This is a genomic window from Pseudomonas sp. 9.3L, from assembly GCF_058536285.1.
The window spans coordinates 1-20,413 of record NZ_JBZUBK010000001.1 but is presented as its reverse complement, the minus strand read 5'-3'; the positions used below and the strand labels follow the sequence as shown (position 1 = coordinate 20,413).

Sequence of the window (20,413 nt, the reverse complement as noted above, 5' to 3'; positions counted from 1 at the left end):
TCAGCGAGAAACCCATGCGCCTAGTGTTTGCAGGTACCCCAGAGTTCGCCGCCGAGCATTTGCAGGCATTACTGGGCAGCGCCCACCACGTGGTTGCTGTATATACCCAGCCTGATCGCCCCGCTGGCCGTGGCCAGAAACTTATGCCCAGCCCAGTAAAACAACTCGCCCAGCAACAGGGCATACCGGTGTACCAGCCACAAACACTGCGAGACCCCCAAGCCCAGGCCGAGCTGGCCGCCCTGAATCCAGACGTGATGGTGGTCGTAGCCTACGGCTTGATTCTGCCCCAGGCAGTCCTGGACATTCCCCGTCTGGGTTGTATCAACAGCCACGCCTCGCTGTTGCCCCGCTGGCGGGGGGCTGCCCCTATCCAACGGGCTATCGAAGCGGGTGATGCGCAAAGCGGCGTCACTGTCATGCGCATGGAGGCCGGCCTCGACACCGGGCCGATGCTGCTGAAAGCCACTACGCCCATCAGTGCCCAAGACACCGGCGGTAGCTTGCATGACCGGCTGGCCCGATTGGGGCCACCCGCTGTGCTGGAGACTATCGAAGGGTTGGCCAGCGGTATGCTTGAGGGTACGCCGCAGGACGATACCCTGGCCACCTATGCCCACAAGCTAACCAAGGACGAGGCGCGCTTGGTGTGGTCTCGCCCTGCCAGGGAGCTGGAGCGTCAAATACGCGCGCTTTACCCTTGGCCGGTGTGCCACAGCACACTGGGTGCAGAGGTTGTAAAGGTGCTGGCCGCTCAGGTCGTGGAGGGCAGAGGTATGCCGGGGGAAGTGATCGCGGCTGGCCGAGAGGGCCTGACGGTCGCCTGTGGCGAAGACGCACTGTGCCTCACTCGCCTGCAACTGCCCGGTGGCAAGCCCCTGAACTTTGCGGACCTCTACAACAGCCGACGCGAGCGCTTCACCCCCGGCCTGGTACTCGGCCAATGAACCCCAGGTTAGCCGCCGCCCGCGCACTCACTGCCGTTCTCAACGGCAAGGCCTCGCTCAATAGTGCCTTGCCGGTGCAGCTGGAGCGGGTAGAGCCACGTGACCGTGGCCTTACCCAGGACCTGGCCTTTGGTACCGCTCGCTGGGAACCCCGCTTGGCGCTATTGGCTGAGCAACTGCTTCAAAAGCCATTCAAGCCTGGGGATGCAGACGTCTATGCTCTGCTGCTGATGGGCTTTTATCAGCTGCTGTACACCCGAATTCCTGCCCATGCGGCTATTGCTGAAACGGTGGGCTGTGCCACAGCCCTGAAAAAACCCTGGGCCAAAGCCCTGCTCAACGCTGTGTTGCGCCGGGCCCAACGTGAGAGTGAAGCCCTGCTGGCAGGCCTGGAGCGCGACCCGGTGGCGCGGACTGCGCATCCGCGCTGGTTGCAAAAAGCCCTGAAGGCTGCCTGGCCGCATCAATGGGAGGCCCTGTGCGCCGCCAACAATGAACACCCGCCCATGACCTTGCGCGTGAACCAGCGCCACCATAGCCGTGATGCTTACCTGACGCTGCTAAAGGCGGCCGATATCACCGCAGTTGCCTGCCCGTTCAGCGCTGACGGCATCACACTGGCGGGCGCCATGGACGTTACCGGCCTGCCCGGTTTTGCCCAGGGATGGGTGAGCGTACAAGATGAAGCCGCACAGCTTGCGGCTACCTTGCTCGACCTCAAGCCGGGCCTACGCGTGGTAGACGCCTGCTGCGCCCCAGGCGGTAAAACCTGCCACCTGCTCGAACATACCCCTGCATTGGGGTATGTGCTGGGCATTGACCTGGAAGCCAAGCGGCTGCACCGGGTAGAGGCCAACCTGGAACGGCTGGGCTTGAAGGCAGACCTTCGCGCCGCCGATGGCCGGGATACTGCTGCCTGGTGGGACGGTACGCCCTTCCAACGCATCCTGCTGGACGCGCCTTGCTCAGCCACAGGCGTGATTCGTCGTCACCCCGACATCAAGCTAACCCGTCAGCCCGATGACATTCCCGCGCTGGCCGCGCTGCAGGGTGAGCTGCTGGACGCGTTATGGCGCACGCTAGAGGTAGGCGGCATCCTGCTGTATGCCACCTGCTCGGTGCTGCCGATGGAAAACAGCGACACCGTCGCGGCCTTCCTTGCCCGAACGCCAGGCGCCCGGGAGCTTGACCTGCCGTTGGAGGCTGGCGAGCGTCAGACGCATGGCCGTCAGTTATTCCCACAACCGGGCGGGCACGACGGGTTTTACTACGCCAAACTCATAAAAATTGCAGCGGTCGAGCGAACCTGAGCCATGAAGATCATCATCCTGGGTGCTGGCCAGGTAGGCGGCACATTGGCGGAACACCTGGCTGGCGAAGCCAACGACATCACGATTGTGGACACTGATGCCGAGCGCCTACGCGTGCTGGGAGATCGCCTGGATATCCGTACCGTACAAGGCAAGGCTTCATTTCCGACGGTATTGCGACAGGCCGGAGCGGATGACGCCGACATGTTGGTAGCGGTAACCAATAGCGACGAAACCAACATGGTGGCGTGTCAGGTGGCCTATACGATGTTCCATACGCCCCGGCGCATTGCCCGGGTGCGCGAGGCGGCCTACCTGACCAATAGCGAGCTGTTCTGCAACGAAGCCATCCCCGTGGATGTTCTAATCAGCCCCGAGCAAGTGGTCACCCACTACATCAAACGTCTGATCGAGCACCCAGGTGCGCTACAGGTGATCGACTTCGCAGGCGGAAAAGCGCAACTGGTGGCCGTACGCGCCTACTACGGCGGCCCGCTGGTAGGGCAGCAATTGCGTCAGATCCGCCATCACATGCCAAACGTAGAAACGCGCGTGGCCGCGATATTCCGCCGCGACCGGCCTATTCTGCCGCGCGGTGATACCGTGATCGAAGCGGACGACGAGGTGTTCTTCATTGCCGCCAAGGCCGACATCCGTGCGGTGATGAGCGAGCTGCGTCGCCTGGACGTCAATAACAAGCGGGTCGTGATCGCAGGCGGTGGGCACATTGGCGAGCGCGTGGCAGAAGCTATCGAAGACCACTACCAAGTCAAAATCATAGAAATGAACCCAGCCCGCTGTCGGTACTTGTCCGATACGCTCAACAGCACCGTCGTGCTGCAGGGTAGCGCCTCGGACCGGGACTTGATGGTCGAGGAAAACATCGCCAACGCGGATATATTCCTGGCGCTCACCAACGATGATGAGGCCAATATCATGTCTTCGTTACTGGCCAAACGGCTAGGCGCGCGCAAGGTGATGACACTGATCAATAACGCCGCCTATGTTGATCTGGTCCAAGGGGGCGAAATCGATATCGCCATCAATCCTCAACTGGCGACCATTGGCAGCCTGCTTACCTATGTAAGGCGGGGCGATATCGTTAGCGTTCACTCGCTTCGGCGCGGCGCGGCAGAGGCGATCGAAGCCATCGCGCACGGTGATGCATCATCCAGCAAAGTGATAGGGCGCGCACTCGAGGCGATCACTATGCCTCCGGGCACGTCAATCGGGGCTATCATTCGCGGGCAGGACGTCATCATCGCCCGTGCTACGACGGTGATCGAGAGCGGGGACCGGGTCATCCTGTTCGTTGTGGATAAAAAATACATCCGTGATGTAGAAAAGCTTTTCCATGTAGGGCTTAGCTTCTTCTAAGGACCCCCTAATGATCGATTCGCTGAACACCTTGCTCGCCAAGGGTGTGGATAACGCCATGCTGCGCTTTGGCCTCGGCAAAGCATCCCTGGACGCCGCTGACCCTGCGGTGGCGGCTGAACATCTGCGTCATTGTGTGGCACATGATCCTGCTTATTCAGCTGCATGGAAGCTACTGGGCAAGGCCCTGCAGCAGCAGGGCGACCTTGAAGGCGCTCGTGCTGCCTGGGAGCAGGGGATCGCTGCTGCCGCTGCCAAGGGCGACAAACAGGCAGAAAAAGAAATGACTGTCTTCATGGCTAAGCTGAAACGGCAGGCGGCCCCCTAAAGCTGCCGGTGTATCGTCTTGGGAGGCGGCCTTGGTGGAGTGGCAGGTACACTGTCCAGCGCGCTTAACCTGCTTGATCATGTGAAGATTTATTAACCTCGCTGAACGTCTTCAAATCCCACGCACTCAGACCCTTGACTCATCTGACTCAAGGAACTGCAATGGCGAACGCTGCTGATTTTATGGTCAATACCCTCAAGCAAGCGGGTGTCAAACGCGTCTATGGCGTGGTGGGCGACTCGCTTAATGGGTTGACCGATTCCATGCGGCGTCTTGGCGGCCTCGACTGGATACACATGCGCAATGAGGAAGCTGGCGCCTTTGCAGCAGGCGGGGAGGCTCACCTTACCGGCGAACTGGCCGTGTGTGCAGGCAGTTGCGGGCCAGGCAATTTGCACTTGATCAATGGGTTGTTCGATTGCCATCGCAGCGGCGTACCTGTGCTTGCCATTGCGGCGCATATTCCTACTAGCGAAATAGGTATCGATTACTTCCAAGCCACTCACCCCGAGTTGCTGTTCAAGGACTGTAGCCATTACGTCGAGCTGGTTTCAAAGCCCGAACAACTGCCGCAGATTTTGGAGCGTGCCATGCGCGTCGCGGTAAGCCGTCGGGGCGTGGCCGTGGTGGTGATCCCCGGCGACGTTGCGCTTGCGCCGTTGGAGGCCAAGGTCAGTCAATGGCTGGCGCCCAAACCACCCGTGGTCGTGCCTGACCCTACCCAGCTGGTCGAGCTGGCACGGTTCCTTGACGACGGCAATCGCATTACATTGCTCTGCGGTGCAGGCTGCGCCGGTGCCCACGCCGAAGTCGTGGCGTTAGCCAAGCACCTCAAGGCCCCTATCGTTCACGCGCTACGTGGCAAAGAACACCTGGAGTACGACAACCCGTATGACGTAGGCATGACGGGGTTGATTGGTTTCGCCTCGGGGTTCAATGCCATGAAGGCATGCGACACGCTATTAATGCTAGGGACCGACTTCCCTTATAGGCAGTTTTTCCCCGAACACTCGCGCATTGCACAGGTTGACCTCAGGCCCGAAGCATTGGGCAATCGCTGCCCCTTGGCGATAGGCGTGTTGGGTGACGTGAAGCAGACGCTGCAGCAACTGCTACCGCGGTTGGAAGAGCACACTGATACAGATCACCTTAACCAGGCGCTGGCCGATTATGAAAGCACCCGCAAGAACCTGGACAAGCTAGCCGAGAGTGGTCCTAACAGCGACATCATTCATCCGCAGTACGTAAGCCGTCTCGTCAGTGAACTGGCTGCCGAGGACGCTGTATTTACCTGTGACGTAGGCACGCCCACGGCCTGGGCAGCGCGCTACCTGAAGATGAACGGCCAGCGGCGCCTGATCGGCTCGTTCAACCACGGCTCGATGGCTAACGCCATGTTGCAAGCCATCGGGGCTCAAGCGGCTTATCCAGGCCGCCAAGTGGTGTCGATGTCGGGCGATGGTGGCTTCAGCATGATGATGGGTGACTTCATCACCCTCAGCCAATCCAACCTGCCGGTGAAAGTGATCGTATTGAACAATGGCACTTTGGGCTTCGTTGAAATGGAAATGAAGGCCAGCGGCTTGGTGGATGTAGGCTGCGAACTCAAGAACCCTAACTTTGCCTTGCTGGCGCACAGTATGGGCGTGAAAGGCATTCGGGTAGAAAACCCTCAGGACTTGAGAGGCGCTATCGAAGAAGCCTTTGCCCATGATGGGCCAGTGCTGGTAGACGTGGTCAGCGAGCGCCAAGAGCTCATCATGCCGCCTGACCTCACCGCAGCCAATGTGAAAGGCTTTGGCCTGTTCATGCTGCGCGCGGTACTGGATGGCCGAGCCAAAGAAGTCGTCAGCCTCGCCAAGAACAACCTGCTGCGCTAGGCCTGCCGCAAGGCGGCCGGCCAACTGCCGTGCCGCTCAGTACCAACGGGCTTCCCCGGCCGGGCGCTTCTTGAAGCGCTTCATGCTCCACATGTACTGGCTGGGGTATGCCCGCACGTACTCTTCTACGACCTTGCTCATGGCAGCAGCGGACGTTTCGACATCCGTGCTGTACATGGCGTCCGGGGCAGCCTTTAGCATTACCTTGAAACCTGAGCCATCGGCAAGACGCACTGCGTGCAGGAATACCCCTACCGCCTTGCCGCCCGCCAGCATGTTGGGCACAAACTTGCTGGTCAGGGCCTGAGTCCCTAGAAACGGCACGAATACCCCAGCAGATTCTGCGGGTTCAGGGTCGGCGGGGATACCGACTTGCCCGCCCTTGCGTACTTCCTTGATCACACTGAGGATGCCTTCCTTGGTAGACGCAGCCACGCGATTGCCCAGTTGTACGCGTTGTTTCTGTAGCAGCTCATCTACGGCTTTGAGCTTGGGCGGGCGATAAAAAATAATGGGTTTGCATTGGTTGCAATAGAAGTGGTTGAGCACTTCCCAGTTACCCAAGTGGCTGGTAATGCCCACTACGCCCTTGCCACTGGCCAAGGCCTGCTGCAACACCTCAAGGCCTTCCACTTCTCGGATAAGCCCCAAGGAACGCTCAGCTGGCCAAATCCAGGCGCAGGCGCTTTCCGTGAAGGAGCGGCCTATGTCCTTCAGGCTTTGACCTGTCAATCGTTCACGTTCGGCGGACGACAACTCAGGAAAACACTTGGCAAGGTTGATCCGTACCACGTCGCGCGAACGGTTGGGTAGCTTCCACATCAGCCATCCGATGGCGCCGCCTACGCGTTGCACGCCGCCCCACGGCAACAGCGCGAACGCCTTGAGCACGCCGACCATGACGGCACCCTTGAACTTTTCCACAGGCTACTCCCTAGGTGAGAAGCTGGCCATTCTAACCCAGCCAGGCCTCGCCGGACTCAAGCAGCCGGAGACGTGCTCAGCACCGTATAACGGTCGCAATCGGTGGTATGGTCCATAACCATGCCCGACGCCTGCATGTAGGCATAACAAATGGTAGGCCCCACAAAGCTGAAACCGGCTTTTTTCAAGGCCTTGCTCATGGCAAGCGCTTCTGGGGTTTGCGTAGGGATATCGGCATGAGCAACAAAGTGGTTGATGCGTGGCGTACCGCCCACGAACGACCACAACAGGCCCACGGGGTCATCGAGGCGTAGCCAGGCTTGGGCATTCTGCCGAGCGGCGCGCAACTTCATACGGTTACGGATGATGCCGGTGTCCTGCATGCGCACTTCGATTTCGTCGTCGCTCATGCGTGCAAGACGCTCAGGGTTGAACCCGAACAAGACCTCTCGGTAGCGTTGGCGTTTTTTTAGAATGGTGATCCAGGACAAGCCTGCCTGAAAACCTTCGAGCACCAGCAATTCGAATAACCGTTGGGGGTCACGCAGAGGAATACCCCATTCAAGGTCATGATAAGCCTGGTAAAGCGGGTCGGCAGTACACCAAAGGCAGCGTGGCATAGGACTCCGGCGTGGCAAGTAGAAGGACAAGTATAGCCACTGCTCGGCATGGCTTAGTGGGCGAAGCGATTCGGGTTATACTCCCGCTCTTTATATGTGCAGCCCAAGATACAGGTGAATTTGTGAACCAGCCTACGCCAGCCGTGCGTACCTTCCAAGACTTGATTCTGGCCCTGCAACAGTACTGGGCAGAACAAGGTTGCGTGGTGCTTCAGCCTTACGATATGGAAGTAGGCGCTGGCACCTTTCACACCGCTACGTTCCTGCGTGCCGTGGGGCCAGAAAACTGGAACGCCGCGTATGTGCAGCCAAGCCGGCGCCCTGCTGACGGCCGCTACGGTGAAAACCCCAACCGCCTGCAGCATTATTACCAGTTCCAGGTGGTACTAAAGCCCAACCCGGAAAACTTCCAGGAGCTGTACCTAGGCTCGCTGCAGCGCATCGGCCTGGACCCTACCGTACACGACGTCCGCTTCGTCGAAGACAACTGGGAGTCGCCAACGCTTGGCGCCTGGGGTCTGGGTTGGGAAGTGTGGCTCAATGGCATGGAAGTGACCCAGTTCACCTACTTCCAACAGGTGGGTGGCATTGAGTGCTATCCGGTAACGGGTGAGATTACTTACGGCCTGGAGCGGCTGGCCATGTACCTGCAGGGCGTGGATTCCGTTTATGACCTGGTCTGGACAAACGGCCCCTTCGGCAAGGTTACGTATGGCGACGTGTTCCACCAGAACGAAGTGGAGCAGTCTACTTACAACTTCGAACATGCCAACGTAGAAAAGCTGTTCGAACTGTTCGATTTCTATGAAAGCGAAGCCAATCGCCTGATCGAACTGCAGTTGCCCTTGCCCACCTATGAGATGGTCTTGAAGGCTTCCCATACCTTCAACCTGCTGGATGCACGCCGGGCGATTTCGGTAACCGAGCGTCAGCGGTACATCCTTCGCGTGCGTACCCTGGCCCGCGCCGTGGCACAGAGCTACCTGCAGGCCAGGGCACGCCTGGGCTTCCCCATGGCAACCCCACAGATACGAGATGAAGTGTTGGCTAAGCTGGAGGCGGCGCAATGAGTGCACACGATTTCCTGGTTGAACTCGGTACCGAGGAGTTGCCTCCCAAGGCCCTCGCTACCTTGGGCGAAGCCTTCCTCGCCGGCATCCAGAAGGGTCTTCAGGCCGCAGGCCTGAACTACACCGCTAGCCGCTATTACGCTGCGCCGCGCCGCCTGGCGGTGCAGGTCACTGCCCTCGATACCCAACAGGCTGACCGTAGCGTCAACCTCGATGGCCCACCTCTCCAGGCTGCGTTTGATGCCGAGGGCAAGCCTACCCAGGCAGCCCTGGGCTTCGCTCGCAAGTGTGGCGTGGACATCAGCGAAATTGACCAAAGTGGGCAAAAGCTGCGTTATAGCCAGACCATTACAGGCAAGCCTACCGTCAGCCTGCTGCCCACCATTGTGGAAGACTCCCTCAACGACTTGCCCATTCCCAAGCGCATGCGCTGGGGTGTACGCAAGGATGAGTTCGTACGGCCAACTCAGTGGCTGGTGATGCTGTTCGGCGATCAGGTTGTGGAGTGCACGTTGTTGGCACAACGCGCAGGGCGAGAATCTCGCGGTCACCGTTTCCATCACCCAGCATCGGTGCGTATTACGTCCCCTGCCAGCTACGCCGAGGACCTGCGCAGGGCGTACGTGCTGGCAGACCTCGACGAGCGTCGGGAAATCATCCGCACCCGTGTGGCTGAGCTCGCCGTACAGCAGCAAGGTACCGCTATCGTTCCGCCCGCGTTGCTTGATGAAGTGGCTTCGTTGGTGGAGTGGCCCGTGCCCTTGGTGTGTTCCTTCGAGGAGCGCTTCCTGCAAGTGCCTCAAGAAGCCTTGATCATCACCATGCAGGACAACCAGAAGTATTTCTGCCTGCTGGATGCCAGTGGCAAGCTGTTGCCGCGCTTCATTACCGTCGCCAATATCGAGAGCCGTGACCCTCGGCAGATCGTCGAAGGTAACGAGAAGGTGGTTCGGCCACGCCTGACCGACGCAGAGTTTTTCTTCAACCAGGACAAGAAGCAATCCCTGGAAAGCTTCAATGCGCGCCTGGAGAACGTGGTCTTCCAGGCTCAGCTTGGCACCGTCTACGACAAAGCAGTTCGAGTGTCGAAGCTGGCCGCCTATATCGCCCCACGCATCGGTGGCGACGCCGGGCATGCCAGCCGCGCCGGTTTGCTGAGCAAATGTGACCTTGCCACGGAGATGGTGGGTGAATTCCCTGAGATGCAGGGCATCGCCGGCTACTATTACGCCGTTAACGATAGCGAGCCGTCGGACATCGCTCAGGCCCTGAACGAGCAGTACATGCCACGTGGCGCAGGTGCAGAGCTTCCACAAACACTCACCGGCGCTGCAGTGGCCCTTGCCGACAAGCTCGACACCCTTACCGGGATCTTCGGCATCGGCATGCTTCCGACCGGTAGCAAAGACCCGTACGCGCTACGCCGCGCAGCCTTAGGCGTACTACGTATCCTGATAGACAAGAAGCTCGACCTGAACCTCGACGACGCCGTCAATTTCGCCGTCTCGCTCTATGGCACCAAGGTGAATACCAGCGCCTTGGCGGAGCAGGTTCTGGAGTTCATCTTCGACCGTTTGCGCGCGCGTTATGAAGACGAAGGCGTGGATGTTGCCAGCTACCTGGCGGTACGCGCGTTGAAGCCAGGCTCGGCTCTGGACTTCGACCAGCGCGTACAGGCAGTGCAAGCGTTCCGTAAGCTGCCGGAGGCTGAAGCCTTGGCCGGCGTGAACAAGCGGGTTTCCAACTTGCTCGGTAAGGCCGAAGGGGCCGTGGCCCATACGGTTGAGCCCAAGTACTTCGACAATGCCCACGAGTTCTCGCTGTATTCGGCCATCCAGCAGGCAGATCATGCCGTTCAGCCAATGGCCCAAGGGCGTCAGTACAACGAAGCGCTGACGCGCTTGGCGGCCTTGCGCGAGCCGGTAGATGCGTTCTTCGCAGCCGTGATGGTTAATGCCGAGGACATGAAGGTTCGTGCCAATCGGTACGCCTTACTTGCCAGATTGCGCGGGCTGTTCCTGGGCGTGGCCGACATTTCATTCCTGGGCTAAGTCGTGAAACTGATCATTCTGGACCGGGACGGCGTCATCAACGAAGACTCTGACGCCTACATCAAGTCTGTGGAAGAGTGGATACCCCTCCCAGGTTCGATTCAGGCCATTGCCAGGCTGAGCAAGGCGGGCTGGACAGTAGCGGTCGCTACTAACCAGTCAGGCCTCGCTCGGGGTTACTACACCCCAGCCACGCTGCAAGCAATGCATGCACGGCTACGGGAATTAGTCGCCGAGCAGGGTGGGCAGGTGGGCTTGATCGTGCACTGCCCTCACGGGCCCGATGACGCGTGTACATGCCGCAAGCCTAAACCCGGCCTGTTGCATGAAATTAGCGGTCATTACGGGGTAACGCTGGATAAAACATGGTTCGTTGGCGACAGTGCCAGTGACCTGGCTGCCGCTGTAGCAGTGGGCGCGCAGCCGGTACTGGTGGAAACAGGGAAGGGCGGCAAGACAGCTGCCGGGCCAATCCCTGCGGGTACCCTTCAGTTTGCCGACCTGGCCGCCGTGGCTAGCGCTTTACTTAATCCAATCACTGCCTCCTGAACTGCGCCGGCTGGGGACAGGTATCACTTTCAACACAATCGGCTCCGTACGGTAATCATCATATGTCCACAGTGCTGGCCATTAGAATCGCAGTTTTTTACGTCTTACTTGGGCTTAGCGCGCTGATATGGTGCACCCTTGGATTTTTCGTATGCCCATTTCTTAAATTTCCGGCGCGCTACCGGTTTATCAATGTCTACTGGTGCCGATTCGCTCTGTTGCTGACACGCACATTTCTCGGCATTCATGTACGTATTACTGGGGCAGAGAACGTCCCCAGCACCCCCTGCGTGATCCTTTCCAACCACCAGAGTACGTGGGAAACCTTTTTCCTTTCCGCTTACTTCCAGCCGTTGAGCCAAGTGTTAAAAAAAGAACTGCTCTATGTCCCGTTTTTCGGCTGGGCAATGGCCATGTTGCGGCCTATCGCCATCAACCGCGACAACCCTAAGGAAGCATTGCGTCAAGTCGCCAGCCAGGGCGATACCTTGTTAAAAGACGGCGTGTGGGTGCTAATTTTCCCTGAAGGTACCCGGGTACCCTTTGGCACCATCGGCAAGTTCACCCGCAGCGGTGCAGCATTGGCAGTGAATGCGGGCCTACCCGTGCTACCTATCACGCATAATGCAGGTAAGTTCTGGCCAAAAAGAGGATGGGGTAAGCGTCCTGGTGTTATAGATTTAGTGATAGGTACTCCGCTGTGGGCTGAAGGCACCGGCCCTCGTGCTACTGCTGAATTGAACGATCGCGCGGCAGCCTGGATCGCTGAAACCCAAGGTAGTTACGGTTGGGTTTCAGAGCCTCCTGCAATGGCCTCTACAGACCCCCTTTGATCTGTGGATAACATGTGAGCAATTTTAATCACGACTGGTTTTTATCGCTCACAAACTACTGAATAACAAGAATATTTTTACCTTCACCATTCCTGATAAAAACGTGCATAAGTTTTTTGAGCTCCAGTTGCCTGCGTGCTCGAAAACACTACCTTTCATCCAAGCGACACTAAGCCAGGCTGGCCTACTCCGACTCTACCCCTCCTTACTTCTATTCCCGCGATTTGCATCTTAGATAGCTTTGTCTCACGGGCGGCCCGCATTGGGCCGCCCGTGCCTGTACATGTTTAACTATCTACCCACAGCCTCATCTTTCGCTTACCACTTACGCCTTATTGGATCAGAATGAAAGCATCCTGATAAAATCCAGACCGCCTATTTATTAGGATTTCGTAATTCTGTAACAAAAAGTACAGAAATAACTCCATGAATAGGGGCGCTGTGTATTATTTACATGTTACGTAGTACATAACAAATGCAGTACTTTTTAGTAGCTGGCCCAGTAATAGCTTTATGATATTGGCGACTTGACTGCCGGCGTTCTCGATCAAAAACACGCGTCTCAGGGATGCACAATGCGTAAATTGGACCGTACCGACATCACCATCCTCAATGCTCTCCAAGAGAACGCACGGGTCACCAATGCGGATTTAGCGCGTTCGGTCAACTTATCCCCAACTCCGTGCTTCAACCGGGTAAAGGCAATGGAAGAATTGGGCCTCATAAAGCAGCAGGTCACTTTGCTAGCACCTGAGCTGCTGGGGCTACATGTGAACGTATTTATCCACGTGAGCCTGGAAAAGCAGGTCGATGGGGCATTGGCTCGGTTTGAGGAAGCCATTTCCCAGCGGCCTGAAGTGATGGAGTGTTATTTGATGAGCGGTGATGCCGACTACCTGATAAGGGTCCTAGTGCCAGATATTCATGCCCTTGAACGATTTATCATCAATCACCTGACACGGTTTCCAGGCGTTGCGAACATTAGGTCAAGCTTTGCGCTTAAACAGGTCAGGTACAAAACCGCATTGCCGCTCCCACCTAATGGGTTAGTTATAGGCGATTAGGGGCAGGAACGTGTTCCGTCTAGGATTTGCGCCCCAACGTTTCTAGCCTGTGTACTCACATTGCATTTGCATGGAGCACAGCATGTCTGACTGGAATAACCGTTTTACCCAGCTCATTCGCGAAAGCCGACCTAACTTGTGGGGAAACTGGGCACTGGCACCGACCATTCAGCCCGGCGCTGTCGGCTTTGTTGATCCTTCCACGGGTGCCTTCAAACTCGTTGCAGCTCAAGTCCCGACAGCCGAGATAGAAGACACTGATGCTTCTTCCAGCTGGAAGGTGAGCAGTGAAGGCGTAAGCCGTCATGTAGGAGACGCTAAGGGCTCAGCCACCTTGGTGGACCCTAATACGGGTCTGAGCATTACACCCGAAGTGGAGTTCACCTGGAAACTTACCAGTAAGCACTCTATCGCTTCAGAGTTTCTTATCATCAAAGAGGCCGCTGTTCGTAACCTTGGAGTGCTTAGCGATCAATATGAATGGCTGACCGGTGAAGCGCAAAAAGTGGGCTTCGCCAAGAACGGCAAAATCGCTCAAGGCTTCGGCGTAATCACTCAAGTCGTCTACGCACAATCTGGTCTTAACATCGGGTCCAACGATAACGACGCGAGTTACACGTTAGGTGGTACGGCCGAGGGCCTTCACGCCTTGGTGGGGGAAGCTGGCCCTAAAGCCTCGGCCAAGGCTGGCTATGTCTACAGTCGTGAAAACCGTTCGCTGGACAAGCATGTCTGGCCGGCGTCGCAGGGCGTTGCTGCTCAGTCTGTAGCCGCCATACCTGTGGCGTATGCGTTCTCGTCCTTTGAAGGGAGCACCGTGTTGCCTGCCTGGCGAGGGCGTATTGATCAACTGTCGATTCACTTGGACAGCAAGGCCAGCCGTGCGTCCAACTACATCACCAAAGCCAAACTAAGCTATACCACAGCTGGTGCACGCCAGGAGGTACAGGAATGCACCATCATCGGAGGGTTGTCTGGAGACTTTGCCGCAATACCGCTAACCGCCACTAACGTACAACTTGAGCTCCGATTCGTAGGTGTTATTACTGACGTAGTTCAAACGTTTTCGTGGGATGTACCGCTTGCCCAGTGGCCCTTAGGCAAGATGCACCTTGATATTACCGGGACGTGGCCAGGTCGACCGGAAGCTACCATTCGTGACGATTTGAATAATCGTCGCTAAATTTTAATAGGCGAGAGAAGGGCAGGGTAAGCCGCGGCCCCTACACCCTGCAAAGAAAAGCCCCAACCTCACGGTGAGGTTGGGGCTTTTTGAAGCGGATAGTTAAAAGTCCAGGTTAGACACTGCTAACGCATTGCTCTCGATGAAGTCTCTGCGTGGCTCTACCGCATCACCCATGAGGGTATTGAAGATTTGATCAGCCCCAATCGCATCCTCGATTGTGACCTTCAACATACGGCGTACGCTCGGGTCCATAGTGGTTTCCCATAGCTGGTCTGGGTTCATTTCACCCAGCCCTTTGTACCGCTGAATGCTAAAGCGTTTAGTCGTTTCGTTCATCAACCAATCAAGCGCGACCTTGAATTCCGTAACGGGCTTTTTACGCTCACCACGCTGCACCCAGGCACCCTCATCCAGCAGGTTATTCAGCTGCGCACCCAAAGCCGTCACTGTTCGGTAGTCGTTACTGCCGAAGAAATCACGGTTGAATGTGACGTAGCTTGCCAAGCCGTGAGAGATAATTTCTACTTCTGGTAACCACAGGTTACGTTCACGGTCTTCGCGAAGTGAAGCCTTATAGGCCAGACCGGATTTTTCCGAGTGCTTCAGGCGTTCAGCAAAGCGCTCCAGCCAGCTGCTCATGGCGGCATGGTCTGCGAGTTGTTCCAATGGTACAGCCGGTATGTAGACAAAATGCTCGGTAATATCTTGAGGATAGAGACGCGACAGCCGCTTGAGCGTCTTCATTACCATCCTGTAATCGTTTACCAGCCGCTCCAGTGCCTCACCCTTAATAGGCGGTGCATCTTCACCCAAATGAAGGCTGGCGTCCTCCAAGGCTGTCTGGGTCAGGTATTCCTCCATCGCCTCATCGTCTTTGATGTACTGCTCCTGCTTGCCTTTCTTCACCTTATAGAGTGGCGGCTGAGCGATGTACACATACCCGCGCTCGATCAACTCTGGCAGTTGGCGGAAGAAGAACGTGAGCAGTAGGGTACGGATGTGGGAGCCGTCCACGTCCGCATCCGTCATGATGATGATGTTGTGGTATCGCAGTTTTTCAATATTGTATTCCTCTCGTCCGATACCACACCCTAAGGCGGTAATCAGCGTGCCAACTTCCTGAGAGGAAATCATTTTATCGAACCGGGCTTTCTCCACGTTCAGGATCTTGCCCTTGAGCGGGAGAATCGCTTGAGTACGCCGATTTCGACCTTGCTTGGCCGAACCGCCAGCGGAGTCACCTTCCACTAGGTAGAGCTCTGAGAGGGCAGGGTCCTTCTCTTGGCAGTCTGCTAACTTGCCGGGCAGTCCGGCGATGTCCAATGCACCTTTGCGACGCGTCATTTCACGTGCCTTACGCGCTGCTTCACGAGCACGGGCGGCGTCGATCATCTTACCGACCACTGCTTTGGCTTCGTTTGGATTTTCCAGCAGGAAGTCTGAGAAGTACTTGCCCATCTCCTGTTCAACCGCGGTCTTGACCTCGGACGATACGAGCTTGTCTTTGGTCTGCGAGCTGAACTTGGGGTCCGGTACCTTGACCGAGATAATGGCAGTCAAGCCTTCTCGAGCGTCGTCTCCCGTTGTGGAAACCTTATTTTTTTTCGCCAGCCCCTCTTGCTCGATGTAGGTGTTGAGGTTTCGAGTGAGTGCAGAGCGAAAACCAACCAGGTGCGTGCCGCCATCCCGCTGGGGGATGTTATTGGTGAAACACAGCAGATTTTCATTAAACCCATCGTTCCACTGCAACGCTATTTCTACACCCGTGCCATCTTCACGCTGCACATTGAAATGAAACACCTGCTGGTTAACGGTAGTTTTATTAGTGTTGAGGTACTCCACAAATGCACGGAGCCCGCCTTCGTACTTGAAGAACTCTTCCTTCCCGCTGCGCTCATCCTTCAGAAGAATGCCTACACCCGAGTTGAGGAAAGACAGCTCACGAATACGCTTGGCCAAAATATCCCAGCTGAAATGAATATTTTTGAAGGTATCCGCCGAGGGCTTGAACAGAATTTCGGTACCGGTCGTTTCGCTTTCACCCACGATCACCATCGGGGCTTGTGGCACACCGTGGATGTAATGCTGCTCCCAAATTTTACCGCTGCGCCTTACGGTAAGCAGTAGCGATTCGGATAACGCGTTCACGACCGAGACGCCCACACCATGAAGGCCGCCTGAGACTTTATACGAGTTGTCGTCGAATTTACCGCCGGCGTGCAGCACAGTCATAATGACTTCAGCTGCAGACACGCCCTCTTCCTTATGAACATCAACCGGGATGCCGCGGCCATTGTCCCGTACGGAAATGGATTCATCCGGGTGGATAGTTACGGTGATATCGTCACAATGCCCAGCCAACGCCTCGTCTATAGAGTTGTCTAGCACTTCGAAGACCATATGATGGAGACCGCTGCCATCGTCCGTATCGCCGATATACATGCCGGGCCGTTTACGTACGGCATCCAGGCCTTTAAGCACCTTGATGCTTGAGGAGTCATATGTCTGGTTGTCGCTCATGCTTCACTCCTGATCTTACGCGGTCTGAGTGATGTGGCCGTGTTCCACGTGGAACACTGAAACCTCAGTTTCTTCTAGCCAGTCATCAATCAGCGAATCATGGTTAACACAGGTGATGAACACCTGGCAGTTCAATTCTTCAAGTAGCCGACACAGTGCTTTACGGTGCTGTTCATCAAGCTCGGAGGGAAGGTCATCCACTAGGTAGACACAGTGCCCAAGCCGCGCTTGATCGAGTAAATGCCCCTGGGCGATACGCAGTGCGCACACCACAAGTTTTTGCTGGCCGCGGGACAAGATGTCTGCAGCATTATGGGTACCGAGGCGCAGCCTTAGATCTGCCCGCTGTGGGCCAAAGTGGGTATGCCCGAGCTGACGGTCCCGTACCAAAGACGAAGCGAGCACGGCAGACAGTTCCCGATCCTTGTCCCACCCTCTGTAGTAGCTAAGAGTTAGATTGGGTAGGGTCACTAGCTGAGCTAAGGTCTTCTCGAAGACGGGTTTAAGCGCCTGGATATAGCTGCGTCGATGCTCATCAATCTGACTGCTAGCGAGCGTCAGCTCACGGTCCCATGCAGCCTGTGAAACGGCGTCCAGTGTACCATGCCGTAGCCATGAGTTCCGTTGCTTCAAGGCCTTCTGGAGGCGCTGCCAGGCGGGTAAGAATCGAGGTTCCACGTGGAACACTCCCCAGTCTAGAAACTGCCTTCGGATCTTAGGAGAGCCTTCCAGTAATCGGAAGCTGTCGGGATTTATCAGCTGGAGTGGAAGAAGCTCGGCAAGTTGAGAGGCACTTCGGGCGTTCACTCCGTCAATTCGGATATGAAATTCGCCGGCGCGTTGCCTGCTTACGCCTAGCGAACACAAACGATCAGACTGAAGCTTAACCTGTCCAAACACTGTGCAAGCCTCTTGCTCGTATTGAATGACAGGTGTCAAACGAGTGCTGCGAAAAGAGCGCGCCAAGGCTAGCAGGTGTACGGCTTCCAGAACACTGGTTTTACCACTGCCATTTGCACCGTGAAGGATATTGATGCGGGGGGAGGGTATGAGGGTCAAGGGGTGCAGGTTGCGCACCCCGGTGACTGAAACGCGCGTGAGGGACATTAGGCGGTGATCAAAGACGCATTGGCATCACGACATAGGAAGAGTCGTCATTGTCGGCTTCTTGCAGAAGCGCACTGCTGTTGGAATCAGAAAGCACCAACCTAACTTGCTCAGTTGTCATCACGCCCAGTACGTCCAACAGGTAGCTAACGTTGAAGCCTATCTCCAAACTACTGCCATTGTAGTCGACACCAATCTCTTCTTCGGCCTCTTCCTGTTCAGGGTTGTTGGCCTGAATCTTCAGCTGGCCGGAGCCTAGCTGAAGGCGGATGCCGCGGTACTTTTCATTCGAAAGGATAGCGGTACGGCTGAAGGCTTCTTTGAGCGCTTGACGATCCCCCACCACCAACTTGTCGCCGCCCTTGGGCAGCACGCGCTCGTAGTCTGGGAATTTCCCGTCGACCAGCTTGGAAGTGAAGGTAAATTCGCCGGTAGTAGCCCGTATGTGGTGCATGCCCAACACAACGCTTACGGTACCCTCAGGGTCAGTCAGCAAACGGGCCAACTCGAGTATGCCTTTGCGCGGCACGATTACCTGGTGCTTATCCGCATCCCCGAGCTCAGCCGTCATGGAGCACATGGCCAAGCGGTGACCATCAGTGGCTACTGCGCGAATAAGCCCAGTGGACACCTCAAGCAACATGCCATTTAAATAATAACGAACGTCCTGTTGAGCCATGGCAAAGCCAGTGCGTTCGATCAAGCGGCGAAGGCGCCCTTGCGCCAACGTACAGGTCAGAGAACCTGGGCCTTCTTCCACCGTAGGAAAATCATTGGCTGGGAGCGTAGACAGTGTGAACCGGCTGCGGCCCGCTTTGACGATCAGCTTCTGCTCATCAAGGCGGATGTCGATTAACGCATCACCCGGCAAACTTTTACAGATATCCATGAGCTTACGGGCAGGCACTGTAATTTCACCTGGCTCCGCAGCTTCCTCAAGTTGCACGCGCCCTACAAGCTCGACTTCCAGGTCAGTGCCTGTCAGAGACAATTGCTGGCCCTCTACAACCAACAAGACATTGGACAGCACGGGCAATGTTTGCCGACGTTCTACCACCCCGGCAACCAGCTGTAGCGGCTTAAGCAGAGCCTCACGTTGAATGGAAAAATGCATGGCGTCAGTCCTGACCTTTTGTGGCGGCTATGTACGCGTCTATTAGGTAGTCAGCGTACGAAGCAGGTTCTTGTAATCCTCGCGGATATCCGCGTCAGATTCCTTTAATTCATTGATTTTTCTGCAGGCATGCAACACGGTCGTGTGATCACGGCCACCAAATACATCGCCTATCTCGGGAAGGCTATGATTGGTGAGCTCTTTTGATAGCGCCATGGCGACCTGGCGTGGACGCGCGACAGAACGTGACCTGCGTTTCGACAGCAAGTCGGAGATCTTGATCTTGTAGTATTCAGCAACGGTGCGCTGAATATTGTCCACACTTACTAGCTTGTCTTGGAGTGCCAGGAGATCTTTTAGAGACTCCCGTATCAGCTCAATCGTGATATCCCGGCCCATGAAGTGGGCATGTGCAATCACGCGCTTCAAGGCGCCTTCAAGCTCACGCACGTTCGAACGAATGCGCTGGGCAATGAAGAAAGCCGCATCATGCGGAAGGTCCACCTTTGCCTGATCAGCTTTCTTCATAAGAATAGCGACTCGGGTTTCGAGTTCAGGTGGCTCTACGGCAACTGTAAGGCCCCAACCGAAGCGGGACTTGAGCCGTTCTTCCAGGCCTTCTATCTCCTTGGGATAACGATCACTGGTCAAAATAACCTGCTGCCCACCCTCGAGCAGTGCATTGAAGGTATGGAAGAACTCCTCCTGCGACCGCTCCTTACGCGCAAAAAACTGAATATCATCAATGAGCAGCGCATCGACCGAGCGGTAGAAGCGCTTGAATTCATTGATTGCATTCAGTTGAAGCGCTTTCACCATGTCGGCAACGAAGCGCTCAGAGTGAAGGTAAACTACCTTCGCATTGGGGTTCTTCTTTAGAAGGTGGTTACCCACAGCGTGCATGAGGTGTGTTTTACCAAGGCCAACGCCGCCGTATAGAAACAACGGGTTGTAACCGTGCTTGGGGTTATCTGCCACCTGCCAGGCTGCAGCACGAGCAAGCTGGTTGGATTTACCCTCGACAAAATTCTCGAAGGTAAAGGTGCGATTGAGATAACTGGTGTGCTTGAGTGCACCTTCTACCTGGACACTCCTGGCCTCGCCGCGAGAAGCAGGCGCGGACATCGAGTCGAAGCTGTCCCGCGAGGGCTCAGGGTCCGGCGTGGAAGCAGGCCCATTTACGCTAGCCGCAGGCGGCGCAGCCGACACTGTGACAGGTGTAGCACTAGCCGGTGGCGAGGCCGCAGCAGTAAGTGGCGCAGTAGCCGCCGTACGTGGCACTGAACTGCGGCGACTGCCGATGAGCATCGACAAGGCCGGTGCGGCACCGTCCGTACGATCGGCCATCAGCTCTAGCAGGCGGCCCAGGTATTTTTCGTTTACCCAATCCAACACAAAGCGATTTGGCGCGTATATACGCAGCTCGTCGCCTTCCGCTTCAACTTGAAGTGGACGGATCCAGGTATTGAACAGTTGAGCAGGCAGTTCCTCGCGGAGCAATTCCACGCACTGCTGCCAGATTTCCACTGACAC

The 20,413-nt window shown here is 56.5% G+C and carries 17 protein-coding genes; 11 read left to right on the top strand and 6 right to left on the bottom strand.

The window, feature by feature from the left end:
• Positions 1–14: 14 nt before the first annotated feature.
• From fmt to poxB, 5 genes are all read left to right on the top strand, one after another.
• On the top strand, positions 15–947 hold the full coding sequence (gene fmt, locus AC4LE2_RS00085) for a methionyl-tRNA formyltransferase (RefSeq protein ID WP_491823209.1): 933 nt from the start codon (positions 15–17) through the stop codon (positions 945–947).
• Entirely contained in the window at positions 944–2,257 is a 1,314-nt protein-coding gene (rsmB, locus tag AC4LE2_RS00080; protein ID WP_491823207.1) for a 16S rRNA (cytosine(967)-C(5))-methyltransferase RsmB, read from the top strand. The genes fmt and rsmB overlap by 4 nt, the downstream gene beginning before the upstream one ends.
• A 3-nt stretch (positions 2,258–2,260) precedes the next feature.
• The gene (gene trkA / locus AC4LE2_RS00075) at positions 2,261–3,634 is read left to right on the top strand and encodes a Trk system potassium transporter TrkA (RefSeq protein ID WP_491823205.1); all 1,374 of its coding nucleotides are present in this window, start codon (positions 2,261–2,263) and stop codon (positions 3,632–3,634) included.
• Between the two features lie 10 nt (positions 3,635–3,644).
• Positions 3,645–3,962, top strand: a complete 318-nt coding sequence (locus AC4LE2_RS00070) for a tetratricopeptide repeat protein (protein WP_491823203.1) — start codon at positions 3,645–3,647, stop codon at positions 3,960–3,962.
• Positions 3,963–4,123: 161 nt separating this feature from the next.
• On the top strand, positions 4,124–5,842 hold the full coding sequence (poxB, locus tag AC4LE2_RS00065) for a ubiquinone-dependent pyruvate dehydrogenase (protein ID WP_491823202.1): 1,719 nt from the start codon (positions 4,124–4,126) through the stop codon (positions 5,840–5,842).
• Between the two features lie 36 nt (positions 5,843–5,878).
• On the opposite strand, the gene AC4LE2_RS00060 is transcribed toward poxB, so the two are convergent.
• Both AC4LE2_RS00060 and AC4LE2_RS00055 read right to left on the bottom strand, forming a co-directional pair.
• Complete coding sequence (locus AC4LE2_RS00060) at positions 5,879–6,766, bottom strand: lysophospholipid acyltransferase (RefSeq protein WP_491823200.1); 888 nt, start codon at positions 6,764–6,766, stop codon at positions 5,879–5,881.
• A gap of 56 nt (positions 6,767–6,822) precedes the next feature.
• Entirely contained in the window at positions 6,823–7,386 is a 564-nt protein-coding gene (locus AC4LE2_RS00055; RefSeq protein ID WP_491823198.1) for a DNA-3-methyladenine glycosylase I, read from the bottom strand.
• Positions 7,387–7,508: 122 nt separating this feature from the next.
• Here AC4LE2_RS00055 and glyQ point away from each other — a divergent pair, with 122 nt between their 5' ends.
• The 6 genes from glyQ to AC4LE2_RS00025 all read left to right on the top strand — a co-directional run bounded on the left by glyQ (position 7,509) and on the right by AC4LE2_RS00025 (position 14,136).
• Positions 7,509–8,456 carry a glycine--tRNA ligase subunit alpha gene (gene glyQ / locus AC4LE2_RS00050; protein WP_491823196.1) on the top strand — a complete coding sequence of 316 codons (948 nt, stop codon included), beginning with the start codon at positions 7,509–7,511 and terminating at the stop codon, positions 8,454–8,456.
• Positions 8,453–10,507: a glycine--tRNA ligase subunit beta gene (glyS, locus tag AC4LE2_RS00045; protein ID WP_491823194.1), complete on the top strand. Its 2,055-nt coding sequence runs from the start codon at positions 8,453–8,455 to the stop codon at positions 10,505–10,507. The genes glyQ and glyS overlap by 4 nt, the downstream gene beginning before the upstream one ends.
• Before the next feature lie 3 nt (positions 10,508–10,510).
• On the top strand, positions 10,511–11,056 hold the full coding sequence (gmhB, locus tag AC4LE2_RS00040; protein ID WP_491823192.1) for a D-glycero-beta-D-manno-heptose 1,7-bisphosphate 7-phosphatase: 546 nt from the start codon (positions 10,511–10,513) through the stop codon (positions 11,054–11,056).
• A gap of 62 nt (positions 11,057–11,118) precedes the next feature.
• On the top strand, positions 11,119–11,889 hold the full coding sequence (locus tag AC4LE2_RS00035) for a lysophospholipid acyltransferase family protein (protein WP_491823190.1): 771 nt from the start codon (positions 11,119–11,121) through the stop codon (positions 11,887–11,889).
• A gap of 575 nt (positions 11,890–12,464) precedes the next feature.
• The gene (gene bkdR, locus AC4LE2_RS00030; protein ID WP_491823189.1) at positions 12,465–12,953 is read left to right on the top strand and encodes a Bkd operon transcriptional regulator BkdR; all 489 of its coding nucleotides are present in this window, start codon (positions 12,465–12,467) and stop codon (positions 12,951–12,953) included.
• Positions 12,954–13,035: 82 nt separating this feature from the next.
• Positions 13,036–14,136 carry a hypothetical protein gene (locus AC4LE2_RS00025; protein WP_491823187.1) on the top strand — a complete coding sequence of 367 codons (1,101 nt, stop codon included), beginning with the start codon at positions 13,036–13,038 and terminating at the stop codon, positions 14,134–14,136.
• Between the two features lie 102 nt (positions 14,137–14,238).
• Here AC4LE2_RS00025 and gyrB read toward each other — a convergent pair whose 3' ends face one another.
• The 4 genes from gyrB to dnaA all read right to left on the bottom strand — a co-directional run.
• A complete protein-coding gene (gyrB, locus tag AC4LE2_RS00020; protein WP_491823185.1) occupies positions 14,239–16,659 on the bottom strand; it encodes a DNA topoisomerase (ATP-hydrolyzing) subunit B in 2,421 nt (806 codons plus the stop codon).
• A 15-nt stretch (positions 16,660–16,674) separates the two neighbouring features.
• The gene (recF, locus tag AC4LE2_RS00015; protein ID WP_491823183.1) at positions 16,675–17,766 is read right to left on the bottom strand and encodes a DNA replication/repair protein RecF; all 1,092 of its coding nucleotides are present in this window, start codon (positions 17,764–17,766) and stop codon (positions 16,675–16,677) included.
• Between the two features lie 10 nt (positions 17,767–17,776).
• Entirely contained in the window at positions 17,777–18,880 is a 1,104-nt protein-coding gene (gene dnaN / locus AC4LE2_RS00010; RefSeq protein ID WP_491823181.1) for a DNA polymerase III subunit beta, read from the bottom strand.
• Positions 18,881–18,922: 42 nt separating this feature from the next.
• Positions 18,923–20,413: chromosomal replication initiator protein DnaA (gene dnaA, locus AC4LE2_RS00005; protein ID WP_491823179.1), on the bottom strand; the 1,491-nt coding region annotated here is incomplete at its 5' end.